At 64.2% G+C, this 17,088-nt stretch carries 12 protein-coding genes and 4 pseudogenes; 5 read left to right on the top strand and 11 right to left on the bottom strand.

Annotated features, from left to right (window positions below; all coding sequences use genetic code 11):
* Nucleotides 1-219: 219 nt before the first annotated feature.
* The 4 genes and pseudogenes from ONR75_RS01305 to ONR75_RS01290 all read right to left on the bottom strand — a co-directional run.
* Nucleotides 220-2,475 (bottom strand): ATP-binding protein, encoded by a 2,256-nt coding sequence (locus ONR75_RS01305; RefSeq protein ID WP_265081049.1) that lies wholly within the window; start codon nt 2,473-2,475, stop codon nt 220-222.
* Nucleotides 2,476-2,636: 161 nt separating this feature from the next.
* On the bottom strand, nt 2,637-3,122 hold the full coding sequence (locus ONR75_RS01300) for a hypothetical protein (RefSeq protein WP_265081048.1): 486 nt from the start codon (nt 3,120-3,122) through the stop codon (nt 2,637-2,639).
* Between the two features lie 157 nt (nt 3,123-3,279).
* Nucleotides 3,280-3,366 (bottom strand): annotated as a pseudogene (locus ONR75_RS01295) (ATP-binding protein); the annotation flags it as partial.
* Between the two features lie 547 nt (nt 3,367-3,913).
* Nucleotides 3,914-4,168: pseudogene (locus ONR75_RS01290) on the bottom strand (transposase); the annotation flags it as partial.
* A 149-nt stretch (nt 4,169-4,317) separates the two neighbouring features.
* Between ONR75_RS01290 and ONR75_RS01285 the strand changes: the two are divergent.
* The 3 genes from ONR75_RS01285 (at nt 4,318) to ONR75_RS01275 (ending at nt 8,286) form a co-directional block, all read left to right on the top strand.
* A complete protein-coding gene (locus ONR75_RS01285) occupies nt 4,318-6,048 on the top strand; it encodes an outer membrane beta-barrel protein (RefSeq protein WP_265081047.1) in 1,731 nt (576 codons plus the stop codon).
* Nucleotides 6,049-6,325: 277 nt separating this feature from the next.
* Nucleotides 6,326-7,195 carry an SGNH/GDSL hydrolase family protein gene (locus tag ONR75_RS01280; protein ID WP_265081046.1) on the top strand — a complete coding sequence of 290 codons (870 nt, stop codon included), beginning with the start codon at nt 6,326-6,328 and terminating at the stop codon, nt 7,193-7,195.
* Nucleotides 7,192-8,286 (top strand): autotransporter outer membrane beta-barrel domain-containing protein, encoded by a 1,095-nt coding sequence (locus ONR75_RS01275; protein WP_265081045.1) that lies wholly within the window; start codon nt 7,192-7,194, stop codon nt 8,284-8,286. The genes ONR75_RS01280 and ONR75_RS01275 overlap by 4 nt, the downstream gene beginning before the upstream one ends.
* Before the next feature lie 12 nt (nt 8,287-8,298).
* Here the strand turns inward: ONR75_RS01275 and ONR75_RS01270 are convergent.
* Nucleotides 8,299-9,077, bottom strand: a pseudogene (locus tag ONR75_RS01270) (IS630 family transposase); the annotation flags it as partial.
* Nucleotides 9,078-9,478: 401 nt separating this feature from the next.
* On the opposite strand from ONR75_RS01270, the gene ONR75_RS01265 reads away from it, so the two are divergent.
* Together ONR75_RS01265 and ONR75_RS01260 are read left to right on the top strand one after the other, a co-directional pair.
* A complete protein-coding gene (locus tag ONR75_RS01265; RefSeq protein ID WP_265081044.1) occupies nt 9,479-10,150 on the top strand; it encodes a hypothetical protein in 672 nt (223 codons plus the stop codon).
* Nucleotides 10,151-10,182: 32 nt separating this feature from the next.
* Complete coding sequence (locus tag ONR75_RS01260; protein WP_265081043.1) at nt 10,183-11,226, top strand: diguanylate cyclase domain-containing protein; 1,044 nt, start codon at nt 10,183-10,185, stop codon at nt 11,224-11,226.
* Nucleotides 11,227-11,259: 33 nt separating this feature from the next.
* On the opposite strand, the gene bchJ is transcribed toward ONR75_RS01260, so the two are convergent.
* From bchJ to rsmI, 6 genes and pseudogenes are all read right to left on the bottom strand, one after another.
* Nucleotides 11,260-11,874 (bottom strand): bacteriochlorophyll 4-vinyl reductase, encoded by a 615-nt coding sequence (gene bchJ / locus ONR75_RS01255; protein ID WP_265081042.1) that lies wholly within the window; start codon nt 11,872-11,874, stop codon nt 11,260-11,262.
* A 20-nt stretch (nt 11,875-11,894) separates the two neighbouring features.
* Nucleotides 11,895-13,241, bottom strand: a pseudogene (gene bchE / locus ONR75_RS01250) (magnesium-protoporphyrin IX monomethyl ester anaerobic oxidative cyclase); the annotation flags it as partial.
* A gap of 174 nt (nt 13,242-13,415) precedes the next feature.
* The gene (locus ONR75_RS01245) at nt 13,416-14,384 is read right to left on the bottom strand and encodes an MBL fold metallo-hydrolase (protein WP_265081041.1); all 969 of its coding nucleotides are present in this window, start codon (nt 14,382-14,384) and stop codon (nt 13,416-13,418) included.
* A 229-nt stretch (nt 14,385-14,613) separates the two neighbouring features.
* A complete protein-coding gene (gshB, locus tag ONR75_RS01240) occupies nt 14,614-15,555 on the bottom strand; it encodes a glutathione synthase (protein WP_265081040.1) in 942 nt (313 codons plus the stop codon).
* A 37-nt stretch (nt 15,556-15,592) separates the two neighbouring features.
* Nucleotides 15,593-16,015: a YraN family protein gene (locus ONR75_RS01235; protein WP_265081039.1), complete on the bottom strand. Its 423-nt coding sequence runs from the start codon at nt 16,013-16,015 to the stop codon at nt 15,593-15,595.
* Nucleotides 15,993-16,961, bottom strand: a complete 969-nt coding sequence (gene rsmI / locus ONR75_RS01230) for a 16S rRNA (cytidine(1402)-2'-O)-methyltransferase (protein WP_265083906.1) — start codon at nt 16,959-16,961, stop codon at nt 15,993-15,995. The genes ONR75_RS01235 and rsmI overlap by 23 nt, the downstream gene beginning before the upstream one ends.
* Between the last annotated feature and the right edge of the window lie 127 nt (nt 16,962-17,088).

Here is a 17,088-nt window from a genome sequence, read left to right as displayed (position 1 = left end):
AATCCGTGCGGCTTTCAGGACAGACAGATCACGCGCAACCGACAACGGGATGACGAGCTTGTTGCGACTGTGTGACAAGGCCAATGGCTGGGCCACCCGCGAAAGCGGGTGGCCCAGTAAACGAGAGCGGTGCGCCACTATCACTGGCGCGGAATACCGGATCGCCCGGTCCTGGCGCGCAATTGCGCGCCTGGCCGGGCGATGACATTCTGAGATGGTTCAGGCGGCGATATGCCGCGACCGCGCGAGGTCTGCCAGCGCTTCCGACAGCTTGTCGCGGTCGAGCGGTTTGACGAGGAAGCCGTCCATGCCGGCGTCGAAGCAGGCATAGCGATCTTCCACCAGCGTGTTGGCGGTCAGCGCCAGGATCGGCGTGCGGCGGCTGCGGCTGCCGGCCTCGCGGGCGCGGATCCGCCGGGCGGTCTCGATGCCGTCGAGGCGCGGCATCTGCAGATCCATCAGCACCAGGTCGTAGGGCGTGCCGGCGGAGGCCGAGGCCTGCCAGGACTCCAGCGCCTCCTCGCCGGAGGTGGTGATGACAACCTGATGGCCGAGGCGTGTGAGCAGCGCACGCATCAGCAGCGCGTTGATCTCGTTGTCTTCGGCCACCAGGATCGACAGGCCGCGAATGGCGCGGGCCGGCGGCGCGTCGGGCTGCGGCTCGAACAGGTCGTCGATGGTCATCGCCGGTGCGATGGTTTCCGCGGGCGCCCCGAGCCGGGCGGCCAGTGACACCGTGCGCAGCGGCTTCACCAGATAGCCGGTGAAAGCGGTGGTCGGCACCGGCTGCAGCTCGTGGCGCATCGCCGGGGTGAACATCACGATGCGCTGGTCCGCATGCGGCACCGCCATTTCGGCGAACGCCTCCACATCGGCGGCGCCGAAGCCGCGGTCGATCAGCACCGCCTGCCACGGCCGTTCCGGCAGCAGCGCCCGCGCCACCGCGATATCGGACACCGTGCAGGTCTGGGCGCCCCAGCGCTCCAGCCGTCGCGCGGTCAGCGCCGTCTCGATGCTCTGCGGCGACACCAGCATGATCGACTGGCCCGCGAGGTCCGGTGCGTCGAACGTTTGGCGATCGCCGCCGTCGGCGTCAGCCGCGGCCAGCGGGATCGACACTTCGAAGGTCGAGCCGACGCCGGGCTGGCTCTGCAGGGTGATGCGCCCGCCCATGCGCTTGACGATGCGCTCGCTGATGCTGAGCCCGAGGCCGGTGCCGCCGTAGTTGCGCGCGGTGCCCTCGTCGGCCTGCTCGAACTCCTGGAAGATGCGTTGTTGCGCGTCCGGCGCGATGCCGATGCCGGTGTCGCGCACCCTGAAGCTGATGTCGCCAGGCGAGACGCCCGGCTCGACGATGATCGCGACGCCGCCGGCCGTGGTGAACTTGATGGCGTTGCCGGCGAGGTTGAGCAGCACCTGACGCAATCGCGCGGCATCGCCGACCACGTCGCGCGGCAGTCGCTCGTCGACATAGGCCGCGATCTCCAGTCTGCTGGCATGGGCGCGGGGCGCCAGCAGTTCGGTGATGTCCTCGATCATGGTCGCCAGCGCAAAGGGGCGATGTTCGAGGTCGATCTTGCCGGCCTCGATGCGCGAATAGTCGAGCAGTTCCTCGATCAGCGAGAGCAGCGCGTCGCCGGAGGTCTTCACGGCGCGGGCATAGCTCGCCTGCTCTGGCGAAAGCTGGGTGTCGAGCAACAACCCGCTCATGCCGATGATGCCGTTCAGCGGCGTGCGGATCTCATGCGAGGCCATCGCCAGGAAACGCGACTTGGCGCGGTTGGCGGCATTGGCCTGGTCGCGCGCTTCGCCGAGCGCCCGCTCGGTTTCGCTGCGGTCGGTGACGTCGCGGCCGACGCATTGCAGTTCGGCCGGCTGGCCGGCCTCGCTGTGCACCAGCCCTTCGCGCCAGGCGATCCAGCGCGGGCCCAGCGCGCTGGCGATGCGCTGGTCGTGGATGCGGGTGCCGTTGGGTTCGGTGGTTGTGTCGCCCTGCTCCACCACGTCGAACGTAAAATCGCTGCCGATCAGCGACGCGCGCGATCGCTTTGCCAGCGCGCAATAGGCGTCGTTGACGAAGGTGATCTGGCCGTTGCCGTCGCGCATCACGATCAGGTCGCCCTGCGCCTCGAACAGGCTGCGCGCACGCTGCTCGGCCTCCTGCAGTTCCCAGTTGCGATCGACCAGCGCCTCGTTGTGCTGCGCCAGCTTGCGCATCCGCCGCGCCACGAAGCGCAGCCGCATGCTCAGCATGGCGAGACCGCCGCAGGCCAGCGCGAACAGGAAGCTGGCGCCGATGGCGAAGGCGTGCGGATCGTAGCCGGAGCCGGGCGACCTGCTGCCGGAAATGAAGCCATAGGCGCCGCCGAACGCCGCCGAGAAGATCATGAAGGAGCGGATCGCGAAGCTCAGGGTGGGATGGCGCCGGACGAAGCAGCGCAGACGCGTCTTGATCCGGAAGAACCTGGGTCTCACTGCTCACCCGCCAATGTTGTCGGCCGCGCGCCGGGGCGCTCGGGCGCCCGCAGGACTCGGGATCGCTGCGTAATAATGCGGGGATGACGTTGCAAAGTGCTTGATGGTGCAGGTTTCGAGCGCGATCGCTGGCAGCAGGGTTAGCGCCGGGTTAACGGCGCTCAGAGCGCCGCCGCGGCCAGGCGCGCCGCGCCGCCGTGGCCTGGCCCGTCATGGGCGCCGACGATCAGCGCCGCGGCGTCGCGCGGCGTGAAGGAATTCGACGTCACGAAGATCCGGTAGTCCGCATCGCCGTCCTGCGACAGGTAGATCACCGCAGCGTCGGCGGCGGGTGCGGCACTGATGCCGATCAGGCGCGTGGCGGCATTGCTCCTGCAGGCATCGCCATCGCTGCTGTCCTGGACGTCGTCGACCACCGCGAAATCGGCAGCTTCGGCGCTGTCGACGATCTGCACCCGCACGGTGGCGCGGCGGGGATCGTCGGTGAAGCTGACCTGGCTCTGCGCCTGCCACGGGCCTGCGGCGATGCGCACCGTCGTCTCGCCGATCGCGATGCACGGCTGGGTGGCCGGCGCGAAGCCGCCGCGCGCGAACACGGCGGCGAGGACGAGCGGAAACGTCGAGGCAAGGATCTTGAAACGCAACATGCTACGCTACTCGCTGGCCCGGGACGTGCCCCTATGGTTTGTAGAGCGTAAACAGAAGTCGTTACTTTCGGGTTGACGACGCGATGGTGTTGCGGTCGCTGGCACCGGTCATGGTCGGTTTCTTCCCGTGAAGCCATGCGGCCGGTGCGCGTGCCCGTCAGGCTGCGCGGCGGGCGTCGTCGGCCAGCGCCCGGTAGGACAGGGCTTCGGCGAGGTGCAGCCGTCCGATCCTGTCGGCGCCGTCACAAGTCCGGTGGTTCTCGCAATAACCATGACACCGCCATTGCAACCTTCAGCGGTTGAGCGGAGCCTATGATGAAGACAGATGAAATGGTTCGCGCGGATCTGGTTAAGCGACACGGGCCCGCATGCACCGATGATGTCGTCCAGTTCTTGTCGTTCAATGGTCCGACTACACCGGAAGAATTGGCTCAGCTGCGTGAAGCCATCTGCAAAGAAAGTGACGTCGGTCTATTCGCTGGAACGAAACGCTCTATACGGGGGCCTGGCACAAGCTACGACGTATTCTTCTGCAGAGGTCCATATGGATCCATGGGCATCGACCAGAAGGAAGTTCCGGACCTTCTACGGGTGCTTGATCAGATCGAGGCGTTTGGCACATACCGGGCCGCCAACTAGATCGGGTTGTTCTCAGCATGGGGAGGGCGCAGTGCGCCCTCCCCTAATTCTGTTGCGATTGCCGGCGACCGATCCCTTGCCGCCGAGACTCTAATTGCCACTGGATGAAAGTTTAGGGGCAGGTCAAGCGAGGCAAAGATTCCACCACGCGACCACGCGTAGAAATAGCCCTGCACCGTCGAGTAGGGTGGGAAGTCCTTGGGCAACTGCCGCCATTGGCAACCGGTGGACGCAATGTAGAGGATCGCATCTATCACCGTTCGCATGTCTGTTGCACGTGGACGCCCGAGCGCTGAAGCAGGCGGCAGAAGCGGCTCCATCACAAACCACTCTGCATCCGTCGTTTCGCTTTCATACCGCAAGCCTTCGCGTCTATAATGTCGACGAGTGATTTCAGTCCAGCCCATCGTGTTCTCCCTCGAATCTTCGCAAATCCGAAGGAATCACAACTGGCTGAAATCACCCAGCTTCTTTTTCAGTCCGGCTCTAATCCTCATGAGTTGATCGTTGATCCCTGCTCCTTTGGACGTGCTGTTGGGAGGCTCGAGAGATGGCAATGAGAAATCTATTCGCGGCGGGACTGTCGCTTTTGGTTCTGGAGGCGGTGGGCGCGGCTAACGCCGCGGACATCCCCGTGAAGGCGCCGATCGCCAGGGCGATGCTGGCATGGAGTTGGACGGGATTTTACGTTGGCGGCCACCTGGGTGCCGGTGTCGGCTCAACGACGGTTTCCAATCCCTATGGCCCGTCGGCATTTGGCGACGTGGTGACAACGCCGGCGGCGCTTCTTGGTCTCCAGGCCGGGTATAATTGGCAGATTTCACCCCAGACCGTTGTCGGTCTGGAGGCTGATACCAGCTTTCTCGACTCCAGCGGAAGCAATACCTGTCTGCAGATTTCGCCGCTTGTCGTGAATCAGGTTGGATCGAACTGCAACGCGAGGCCGCGGTGGACCGGAACGTTAACCGGTCGCCTGGGTCTGATCACCGGCGCCCAGGGGCGGACGTTAGTCTACGGCAAGGGCGGGCTCGCCTGGATGCATGGCGATGTCTCAATGGATCCAAATAATCAGTTCTATAATTCCGCTGCCCAGGCGTTAGCCGTCCCGACTAGCCTGTCGAACACACGGTGGGGATGGACGATCGGCGCCGGTGTCGAGCATGCGATGACGCCGGCATGGTCGCTCAAAGCCGAATATGACTACAGCCGATTCGGCAATTCCAGCATGACGACCCCGGCGACCTCTTTCATCGCAGGCTCTCTTTTTCCGGTTCTTCCCGCGACCTCGTCGGTTGCACAGGATGTTCATGTCGTGAAACTCGGCGTGAACTATCACATGGGTCAATCGGAAAGCTTTGGAGCCCTCCCCGTAGTGCCTCGCAAGGCTGCTCCCGTCGTGGCGTCCGGCTGGGCCGTCGATACCGGGGCGCGGTATTGGTACAGCTCCGGCAAATTCCAATGGGATAATTTCGCCTCGCCGAATGTCGCGCAGTCGCGTTTGACGTATGATAGTCTGACGGCGTCATCAGGCGAGATTTTCGCACGCATCGATACGCCGGTGAATCTGTTCGTGAAGGGCTTTATCGGTGGCGGCCGCATCAACAGTGGCAAGATGAACGATGAGGATTGGGGTATGGATGCCCCCGCAAATGCCTCGGTCAACACTGCCTATACCAATACCCTGTCAAACCCGGTCAACGGGCCGATCTCCTACGGCACGATCGATGTCGGTTACGATTTCCTCAAAGGTGTGGATTACAAGGTTGGCGCGTTCCTCGGATACAATCGCGTCCACGAGGTCATGAATGCGTGGGGCTGTACGCAACTGGCACTGCCGGCGTCCGGCATCTGCGCGCCGTCCTTTCCATCCACCGTCCTGACGATCACGGAAACCGCCACCTGGCAGTCGTTGCGGGTCGGTTTGTCCGGGGAATCCGTGCTTTGGAATCGCATAAAGATCGGCGGCGACGTCGCCTATCTGCCCTATGCTCGCTTCGACGGACTGGACAATCATTGGCTGCGCGATGTCCCGACCTGGTTTGCGCAATGGGGAACGGGAAGGGGCGTGCAGGCTGAACTTGTCGCCTCTTACCTCGTAACCGACAACTTCACGGTTGGTGTTGGTGGACGTTATTGGGCGATGTGGACGACCAATGGCGAGTTCAACTGCACGGGCTGCGACAAGGCAGCCCCGACGGTGACGAGCGAGGCGTCCCCGTTCAAGGGCAATGCTGAACGCTACGGCATGTTTGTGCAGGCATCCTATAAGTTTGGTGCCGAACATTGACAGGCTATCGGTGGGAAACCGGACATGGCGCTGAAAGCCCGATTTGATCGAAAATAACCCAAACCGCTACCTGATAGGTCCGAGCAAGCCTGGCGTTGGCAAGATCGGGCTTGAGTATCTCGTTGATTGGCCTGTGTGCCGCGCGTGGTCGCACCCCACCACCGAAAGTTGAATCAGACTTGACCTGGAACAAAGCGTTGCCAGTGCGAATCACTTAGCCGCCTTGAGAACTAAGTCGCGACTGTGTCCGACGGACCAGTCTCAGGGAGGAATTGGGATGAGCCACGACCTTTCGCGGATGCTGTCGATTTCGCTGCCGTTGAATCGAGGGCGAACCGCGCTTGGCGGCACCGCGGCGGCGGCGATCGTCTCCGTAGTGATACTGGGAGCCACAATCCTTCCGGCCAAGGCGCAATTCACCGCGATATACGGCTTCGGCGACAGTTATGCCGATACCGGTGCTGCGCCGGGCGGTGCGTTCCAGCTTGGACACCTGAACTGTGTCTACTCCCCCAATTGCACGTTCACCGGCAGCACCACCTTCGTTCAGTCGCTGCAGTCGATCTATGGCCTGCCGGGAATGACCAATTATGCGATCGGCGGCGCGCGAACTGACAATACCAACACGCTCGCCCCTCTCAACCCCGGGTTCGGCTTCAGCTACGAACTCGTCCAGTCGGCCGGCCTGCACTACGCCAGCAGCGACCTGATCGCGCTGTCGATCGGCGGCAACGATCTGTCGGCCATCACCCTCACTGGCGTGGCCGCGGCCGATCGGCAGCTGATCGTCTTGGGCGCGACCACTTCGGCGGGGTTGGCGGCCGCCGGCGTGCAACAGATGGCGGCGCAGGGCACCCGCAACATCGCCTGGCTCAGCACCGGCAGTTCGAAATGGTTTCCCGCCCCGCCCGGCTCCACCTTTCTCACCGACCCGTTGCGCGACGCCTGGGCGAACACCTATTACCAGCAGACCCAGCAATTGCTGGCGCCGCTGGCGCAATCCGGTGTGCGCATCTTTCTGTTCAATTTCGGCATCCTGCAGGAGCGCGTCGCCAACAATCCGGGGATGTACGGCTTCACGAGCGCCACCGCTTGCGAAGCGGGGCCGGCACAGCCGGGAGTACCCCGCCTGCCGGCGTCACCGTGAATTTCGCAGGCTGCTTCTATCAAAACTCGGTCCATCCCACCGGCGCCGCGATGGCGCTGATCGCGACCTACATGGCGAACCAGATCGACGCGCCGACCACCGTAGTGCCGCAGGGCGCCATCACCGCCAGCCTTGCCGCTGGCTTCGCCGGTTCGGTGTTTGGCCGGCTCGACGCCTCGCGCACCTCCCAGCCGTTCGGAATCGGCAACGCGATGGCGATGGCCTATGCCGGCCCGACCAAGGCTCCATCTCCGCTCAAGCCGGAAGACAGATGGTCGGTTTACAGCGACTTCAGCTACGCCAGCGGCAGCCTCGACAGGCAGTTCTTCAATGCTGGCTATGATTATCACGCCCCCGGCGGCACCTTCGGAATCGAGTACCGCTATGATTCCAGATGGCGGCTGGGATTTGCGCTGGGCTACTCCGAACCCGATGTCACTCTCGGCGTTCAGAACGCGCATGATCACGTGAAATCCTATCAGTTTGCCGGCTACGGCTCGTTTACCGATGCCAACTGGTTCGTCGACGCGCTCGCCGCCTATGGCCGCCACGACTTTGCGCTGGATCGCCAGGGCGTGATCGACGTGATCCACGGCAGCACCAGCGCCGACACCTTCACGACGGCTGCCAGGGCCGGCTACCTGGTCAACGCGGGAGCGGTACGCGTCGGGCCGATCGCCGGATTCAGTTATACCCACGGGGTCATCGGCGGCTACACCGAGAGCGGGGACGTCCTGCTGACCATGATGGTCGACAGGCAAACGATCAACGCCTTGACCGCCAACGCCGGGCTTCAATTGCGATTGCCATTCGTCACGGGAATGGTGCTGTACAGCCCCTTCATCAACCTCACTGCCGAGCAGGATTTCGCAGGCTCTGGCCGCAACGTGACCACCACGCTGGTAACCGCACCGCTGCTCCCGATCCTGACGCCGGTCTCCGCGCAGGACCGCACCTACGGCAGGGTCGCCGCCGGCATCGGCGCTGGAATTGCCGGGAATATCAACGCAACACTCACTATCACGTCGACCTTCGCACGCGCCGGCGGCAACGACTTTGCGGTCAGCAGTGGGATCCGGGCTGCGTTCTAGAGCGTGATTTTGTCACTTTGAAGCGTATCCTGAGTTGACGAGGTAGTTGGCGCATTCTTGAGGGCTGAAGGCGTTGAGGAGCGTTCCGATTCTTCGCCATGTGGCTTCGACGGTTCGTTCTGCGGCCTTGCGCAGGAGGGTTTTAAGCTTGGCAAACATCTGCTCGATCGGATTGAGGTCGGGGCTGTAAGGCGGCAGGAAGAACAGCTTTGCGCCGGCCGCGCGGATTGCGCGACGGACGGCCTTTCCCTTGTGGCTGCCGAGGTTGTCGATGACGACGATGTCGCCCGGCTTCAAGGTCGGAACCAGCATTTGCTCAACATAGGCAAGGAAACTGTCGCCATTGATCGGCCCGTCGATCACGCAGGGAGCGTCGATGCGGTCGGCGCGCAGCGCTGCGAGGAAGGTCAGCGTCTGCCAATGACCGTGCGGCACCTTCGCCACCAGCCGTTCGCCCCGCCGCGCCCGGCCATGAGTACGTGTCATGTTGGTCTTGGCCCAGGTCTCATCGATGAAGACGAGCCGTCCTGGATCGAACTTGTGTTGCAGGCGCTTCCATCGTGCCCGCCGCCTGGCCACGTCGGGCCGATCCTGTTCGCTGGCGTGAAGGCTTTTTTGAAGCTGATGCCTTCATGCTCGAAGAAGTGCCACATCGCGTAGTAGCTGATCTTGATGCCGCGCGCCGCAAGCTCCGCTACCAGCGCCCGCAACGTCACATCAGGCTGATCGGCGAGGCGCTTCAGCAGCCAGTCCCGCTGGCCGGCCAATGCATAGGGCCGGTTGCCACCCATCGGGCGGGCTGCAGGGCTAGCCGGGGTGTTGTTTGCGCCGCAAAGTGCACGAAGGCAGAAAGCCATATTAATAGTACACACCATCAGGAAATTCGGCGGGCCGGGCACGACCTGCACCTGGACATCGACGGCGCGCGCCTCGATTCCCTCGTTCGCAACCGAAGGTAGCGCGAGGCGCATCGTTCCGCAAGAACATTAAGTGAACATTACCTGCGAAGATTTACCGCGGAACTCGCCAGGATGAGAAAGTAATAACTCCGATCTTTACCAAATATTATCGATAATATTCCTTAATATCTATGGTTAACCAACTATTAAGGCATTCGTTTACTTCGCTGCATTATAATTTACCTTGATCCTTACTTCGGATTGGGGAGAATCACATGCCGATGTCGAGAGGGTTGCTGTGCGCGATGCTTGTCGTTTTGCAGGCGGGGGCGGCGCTGTCGCAGACGCTTTCAGGCGATCCGGGCAGTCCCGCTCTGCTCACCCGGCAGGGCGGTTTCGTCTGCCAGGTGCCGCCGCGGTCGACCGAGCCTTTCGATCCGCCGACCACGTCGGCGCTGCCGGGCGCCGAGAGCTTCGTGGTTCGTCAGCACTTCCGGCTCGACACCGCGCCCGCTGCCGACGTGGCGCTGTCCTGGCTCGGCGCCACGTTCATGCAACGCTACGGCGGCAAGATCGAGAACGGCGTCGCCGTCGCCCCGTTGCAGATCTTCACGCTGGGGGTGGCGGCGCGCGATCGCGAGATCATGGCCGCGCTTGCAGGTCGTCACGAGACGGAACTCGGCGCGATCTGGTGCAGTCTCCGGATGCAGGCGCATGGCGAAGGCGGCGCGCTGCTGACCACGGCGGTCCCGAATGTCTTCTATGCGCGCGATCCGCCGGTGCGCTGGCCGCGATCGACGTGGTTTGGGGCGGCGCCGGATGGGAGATCGGCGCGAGCAGCATCGAGGGCGAGCGTCGTTGGCCCGCCGGCGTGCGCGTGTTGTCACGCGAATAGTTCCACATGGAACCCGGTGCGACGCACTGCGACAGTGCCGCGGGTTACCCTCACCTATAGAAAATCTTAAACGCTGACGTGCGAGCTTTGCCGAATTCATCCATGACCAAATCGAGCGGCAGTATGTCCGATCCCTTCCCCGTGCAGTCGGTCTTGTCTGACCAGGCGGAATTGATCGAATTGTTGAAGGCGCGCGTCGCGGCGCAGGCGGAACTGATCCGCGCGCAGGCTGCCTCGCTCGCGCACAGCCAGAAGATCTTCAATCGCTCGTCGGCGGCGGCGCGCATTGGTGTGTGGGAGTGCAACCTCGCCGATGAATCGCTGGCTTGGACAGATGTCGTCTACGACCTGTTCGACCAGGAGCGCGGCACGCCGCTGGACCGCGCGGTCACGCTCAAATGTTATCCGGAGGAATCGCTGCGGGCGCTCACCGCGGCGCGCAGCAAGGCGATCGCCGACCGCACCGGCTTCACGCTGGAGACCGAGATCGTCACCCCGAAGGGCAACCGGCGCTGGATCCGCATCACCGCCACGGTGGAATGCGTCGACGACGTCGCGGTGCGCATTTTCGGCATGAAGCAGGACATCACCGAAGAAAAGATTCTGGCCGACCGCAATCGCTACCTTGCCGAGTTCGACGTCATGACCGGGCTGGCCAACCGCAGCCAGTTTCAATCGCGCCTGTCGGAACTGAGCGCCGCCGAGAGGCCGTTCGGCGCGCTGCTGCTGATCGACCTCGACGAGTTCAAGTCGGTCAATGACAGCTATGGTCATGCCGCCGGCGACGAATGCCTGCGCGAGGCGGCGCTGCGCATCGGCAATGCCTGTCCCGGTGCCGAACTGGTGGCGCGGATCGGCGGCGACGAGTTCGCGGTGATGCTGGCTCCGCATCTGCAGTTCGCGGAGATTTCGGAAACCGCGCGCGCCATCGTCGAGGCGATGCGCCGCCCCGTCGTCTTCAACGGCCGCGAGCTGCAGCTCGGCGCATCGGTGGGCATCGCGCTGGTCGATGGCTGCGCGCCGTCGCAACTGTTCATGATGGCGGACGCCGCGCTGTATGCGGCGAAGGCCGCCGGCCGCAGCACGTTCCGGATTCACAAGCCCGGTCCGGGCCGCCGCCCAAGCGGCTCGTCGGCCGCAGCCTGACGCCGTGCGTCATCGCTGCGATCGCGGTATTTGCTACCACGCGATCGTAAACACGCAGGCCCTGGCGCCCATGGCCTGGCAGTCGGTCTCCACCACGCGGGCGCCCGCGTGGACCAGTCGCCCGTAGAGCCGCTCGAACGTCGCCGCATAGAAATCGCAGTACGGGCTCGTTGCGTCTTGTCCGCGGCAGATCGGGCAGTTGGCGATGGTGAAGGTGGTCGGGCGGCCATGGCGTGCGGCGAAGCTGCCGGTGCCGGCGAAGGTCCAGGCGTTGCCGGCGATGGCCCTGGCGAGCAGCCGGCTCGCGGCCGGCGCCGGCAGGGCGCGCAGCAACCTCTGCGCTAGCTGCGGAATCCGGTGCGCGAGCAGATAGTCGGCGGTGCGCTGGCCGGCAATCCAGCCGACCGTGCGGGCGCGCGCGCCTCCGAGATCGCCGCGCAGCGCCAAATGCAGCCGCGTCACATGCCGTTCGTCCACCATGTCCGCGGGAGCGGCGGCGAGATAGTCCGTCAGCCCCGCCGTCTCGAACACGCGACGGACGGCGCCGGCGCCGTCGATCGCGCCCAGCGCCTCGGCGACGCGGGTGATCGCATTGGGGCCGATGCGGCCGAAGGATGCGTCATGCGTAGCGTGAACAGCGTCGGACATTCACACCGTCCCTCATCGTATCAATGCACGGCAGGAGTCGCCGGTTCGGCATGGTCATGGCCGCCGCAGCCCATCAGCTCGGCCTGCTGCGGGCCGCTGACCTTGCGGTTATGGCTGGTCTTCCATTCCACCGCGCTGATGTCGGCGCGCTTGTGCGTCGCGTCGAGGGCGAACTTCACCTTGTCCTTGGATTGCGGCCCCCAGTCGTTGACGCGGCCGAGATCGTAGAACTTGCGCTCGAAGCCGGATTTGAGAAACGCTTTCAGGCAGCCGAGCAGATAGCGGCGCCGTTCGCCGGTGCCGGCCCAGGGATAGGAGAACAGCGCCTTGTTCATGTAGAAGCGCCGGTAGTTGTGCATCACCCGGTCGAGCAGCTCGGCGCGGTCCATGGCATCAGGCTTCATGATCGGCGAAACGAAATTGCACTTCTCGTAGTCGAACACCTCGACCTTGTCGCCGAGCTCGCGGAAGAGGTCGGAGAACGGCCATGGCGTGTACATCGCCCAGTTGGCGAGATCGGGCTTCCAGTCCCGCGCCATCCGGTAGGTCTCTTCCAGAGTCTCGCGGGTCTCGTTCTCCAGCCCGACGATGAACTGCGCCTCGACCACGATGCCGGCGTCGCGCAGCAGCTGGATCGCCTTCTTGTTCTGCGCGACGGTGGTCTCCTTGTTGAAGCGGTCGAGCTTGAGCTGCGCCGCCGCCTCGGTGCCGAGCGAGACGTGGATCAGGCCGGCCTTGCGGCACAGCGGCAGCAGCGCCTCGTCGCGCAGGATATCGGTGACGCGGGTGTTGATGCCCCACAGGATCCCGAGGTCGCGGCGGATCAACTCCTCGCAGAACGCCACGAACTTCTTCTTGTTGATGGTCGGCTCCTCGTCGGCGAGGATGAAGAAGCCGATGTCGTGGTCGCGGATCAGACCCTCGATCTCGTCGACCACGCGCTTGGGATCGCGAATCCGGTAGTCGCGCCAGAACTTCCACTGCGAGCAGAAGCTGCAGGTGAAGGGACAGCCGCGCGCCATGTTGGGAATGGCGACGCGCTTGCCCATGGGAATGTAGATGTACTTGCTCCACTCCAGCACGCCCCAGTCCGGCGTGATGGCGTCGAGGTTCTTCACCGTCGGCGCCGCCGCGGTGGCGACCACCGTCTCGCCGCCGCGGAAGGCGATGGCTTTGATGTCGTGGCGCTGCCCGGGCCAGCGCCCGTCTTCGAGCGCCCGCAGCAGGTTGACGAAGATCTCCTCGCCCTCGCCGCGCACGATCGCATCGATCCACGGCGCCTCCGTCAGCACCTGCTGATACATGAAGGTGGCATGGATGCCGCCCAGCACGGTCAGCGCCTTGGGATGAATCTCCTTGGCGATCTCAAATGTAAAGGAAGCATGACATCAGGTTGTCTTGACGCTTTGATGTGAATCAAATGCGGTTTGACGGGGGCGGGTGCATTGCAGCGCTGCTGATGACCGGCGGCGCGTGGCGGCAGGCCTGCCTCAGGTCTGCCGCACGCTGTCACGGGTTTGCCGTAACGATTTTCGGCGGGGTCAAAGGCTCATGTTCATCGGCTCGGCGATGTAGTGGAAGCCGTCGCCATTCTTCACCACATGGCCAAAGCCGGGCCAGGCGAAGTGATAGGACATCACCGCGATCTTGTTGGCCGCGAGCATGTCGAGCATCTTGACCCGCGTCGCCGCCGCCATCTTCGGATCGGAATCGTAGGAGAACTCCATCCGCGGCTTCTCCATCAGCAGGATCGCGTGATGGGTGAGGTCGCCGAGGAAGGCGAAGGATTGGCCGTTCGACTGGATCATGAACATGTGGTGGCCGAAGGTGTGGCCGGGCGCTGCCAGCGCGGTGACGCCGGGGAGGAATTCCTGGCCGTCCTTGAAGAACACCAGGCGTTCACGCACCGGCATCAGGTTCTTTCGCGCGTGGACGATGAAGTCCTTGAGCGGCGAGCCGAGCTTGCCCTCGTCGGTCCAGAACTTGAGGTCCTCCTCGCTGATATAGACCTGCGCATTGGGAAACAGCGGCTTGTCGTTGGCGTCGACGATGCCGCCGATATGATCGACGTGGGCGTGCGAGCACACGATGGCGTCGATGTCCTCCGGCTTGAGACCGGCCTCGCCGATACTCTTCATCAAACGCCCGGTAGTCGGCCCGAATAATTTCGACGTGCCCATGCCGGTGTCGAACATGATCAGCCGGTCGTCCATGTTGACGATCGGAATGTTCTGCTCGAGCACCACGTTGCCGGGATCGAGGAAGTTGTCGGTGAGCATCTTCTTCACCTCCTCCTGGGGCACGCCGATGAAGGTGCCGGAGGGATCGCCGAGCGGCAAAGGTCCGTCTGAGACCACCGAGACCTCGGCGCTGCCGAGCATGAAGCGATGGAAGTAGGGCGATTGCGTTCCGAGCTTGGGCGCCTTCGCCAATGCGCCTCCGCCGACCATGCTGGTGGTCAGTCCGGCACCGAGGGCGAGCAGCGAGCGTCGCGACAATTCGAGCGTCATTCGGAATCTCCCTTGATTGCTTTCTTGCCGCTGTCAGGCGGGCCGCCCGATTGGCCGGGCGCGTGCGCATATGCTGCCCCCGCCGCCAAATGCTGGCAAGCGGAACCGCGAAGAGCGAAACGGCGTCACAGAAGTTTCATGCGTTGCGGTCGTTGACGCGACGCAGCGAAGCCGTGTGTCAATCCGGGGCATGCACGCGCAGCACGCGTGAGCCCCGGATATCAATGCATCAGCCGCGCTTCTTCTCGATCACGTCCCACAGCCGTGCTGCCACATCCGGGCCGCCAAGCCTGGCGATGGCGCGGATGCCGGTCGGCGAGGTGACGTTGATCTCCGTGAGGTTGCCGTCGATCACGTCGATGCCGACGAACAGCAGCCCGCGCTCGCGCAGCGCGGGGCCGAGCCGTGCGCAGATCTCGCGCTCGCGCGGCGTCAGCTCGGTCTCCTTGGCGGCGCCGCCGCGCACCATGTTGGAGCGCAGGTCGTCTTCGGCCGGCACGCGGTTGACCGCGCCGGCGAATTCGCCGTCGATCAGGATGATGCGCTTGTCGCCGTGTTTCACTTCGGGAAGGAAGCACTGGATCACCCACTGCTCCTTGAAGGTCACCGAGAACATGTCGTAGAGCGAGCCGAAATTCATGTCCTGCGGCAGCACGCGAAACACCGCGGCGCCGCCATGGCCGTGCAGCGGTTTCATCACCACCGCGCCATGCTCGGCGCGGAACGAATTGATCTCGCCGAGATCGCGCGAGATCAGCGTCGGCGGCATCAGGTCGGAAAAGCCCATCACGAAGATCTTTTCCGGCGCGTTGCGCACGGAGGCTGGGTCATTGACCACCAGCGTCTTCGGATGGATGCGCTCGAGCAGGTGCGTCGAGGTGATGTAGGCGAGATCGAACGGCGGATCCTGGCGCAGCAGCACCACGTCGAAGGATTCCATGTTGACGCGCTCGGGTTCGCCGAGGCTGAAGTAATCGCCCTCGACGTCGCGCACGGTCAGCTTCTGCACCGGCGCCACCACGTTGTTGCCGCGCAGTGAGAGCTTGTCCGGGGTGTAATAGGACAATGCGTGGCCGCGCTTCTGCGCCTCCAGCATCATGGCAAAGGTCGAATCGCCCTTGTGGTTGATGCGCGCGATGGGGTCCATCTGGACGGCGACGTTCAAGGTCATGCAGGAAATCCGGAGTTGTGGTCGGGAAGGTGGAGGGTCAGGCGCTGGCGTCGAATGCCGCTAACAGATGGCGTGGCAGATGTCCCGGCGCAATCAGCATGACGTCGAAACGCAGGTCGAATTCGGCGTGTTCGGGGTGGGTCATCAGCCAGGCCTGCGCGGCCTCGACGATACGGCGCTGCTGCCGCGGTGTCACCGCATAGGCGGCCTCGTCGAGGCTGGCCCGCGCCTTGACCTCGACAAAGGCGACCAGGCGGCGCCGGCGCGCGACGATGTCGATCTCGCCATAGGGCGAGCGAAACCGCCGCGCCAGGATCGAATAACCCTTGGCGATCAGCCAGGCGGCGGCACGGCTTTCGGCCGAGAGGCCGGTGCGGAACGCGGCCACGCGCTCCGGCGCGGGGACTTTCGCCGCCGGCGCGCCGTGCGCGAGCTCGTCAGTCTTCCGTGTCTTCGCCATCTTGGCGGTCCGGCCGGTTCTGCTTGGCGAGTTCGAGGGCGCGGGCATAGATCTCGCGGCGCGGCCGGCCCGACACCTCGACGGCATGGGCCACCGCATCCTTGACGCTGTCATGCGCCAGCGAGGCGCGCAGCATGGCGTCGAGATCGCCCTCGGTCATCAGTTGCGCATCGGCTGCCGGCGGGCCGATCACCAGCACGAACTCGCCGCGGGTCTCAAGTTCGCCAGCCACGGCGGCAAGTTCGGAGACTTTTGCGCGGCGCACTTCCTCATGCATCTTGGTCAGTTCGCGGCAGATCGCGGCGTCGCGGTTGCCCATGATGTCGGCGAGGTCGGCCAGCGTGTCCTGCACGCGGTTGCCGGAATCGAACATCACCAGCGTGGCGTCGATGCGCGACAGTTCGGTCAGGCGGGCGCGGCGCGCCATCTGCCGCGACGGCAGAAAGCCTTCGAAGAAGAAGCGGTCGGTAGGCAATGCCGCTACGGCGAGTGCCGCCAGCACCGAGGACGGGCCGGGGAGGGCGATGACGTTGAATCCGGCGGCGTAGACCTCGCGCACCAGCTTGAAGCCGGGATCGGAAATCAGCGGCGTGCCGGCGTCGGAGACCAGCGCGATGGAGGCGCCCTGGGCGAGCTTTTCGAGAATTTTCGGCCGCGCCTGCTCGGCATTGTGCTCGTGATATTGCTTCAGCAGCCCGGAAATCGAATAGCGCTCGGTCAGCCGCCGTGTGATCCTGGTGTCCTCGCAGGCGATGATGTCACAGCCAGCCAGCGTTTCCAGCGCGCGGATGGTGATGTCGCCGAGATTGCCGATCGGGGTGGCCACCAGATGCAGCCCGGGCGCCGCCTTCGGCGCCGTCAGCAGGTGGCCGGAGATGGCGAAGGTCCGCGCCGAGGCCGGCTGCGGATCCGCGGGGAGCGATGGGGAGGCTTGAGTTGGGCGCATCGCGCCAATGTAGGGAATTGCAGAAACCGGGGACAGCCGTTTTTCCGACATTTCGCTTCCGTTCATCGGCGCCATGCCATGGTCGGTGGGTGACCGGGTTGAACCGGCCATAAAGCTTTTGTTTTGG

Source organism: Rhodopseudomonas sp. P2A-2r (assembly GCF_026015985.1).
GTDB lineage: Bacteria > Pseudomonadota > Alphaproteobacteria > Rhizobiales > Xanthobacteraceae > Tardiphaga.
The sequence above is the reverse complement of the archived record's forward strand: the minus strand, read 5'-3'. Positions and strand labels throughout refer to the sequence as shown.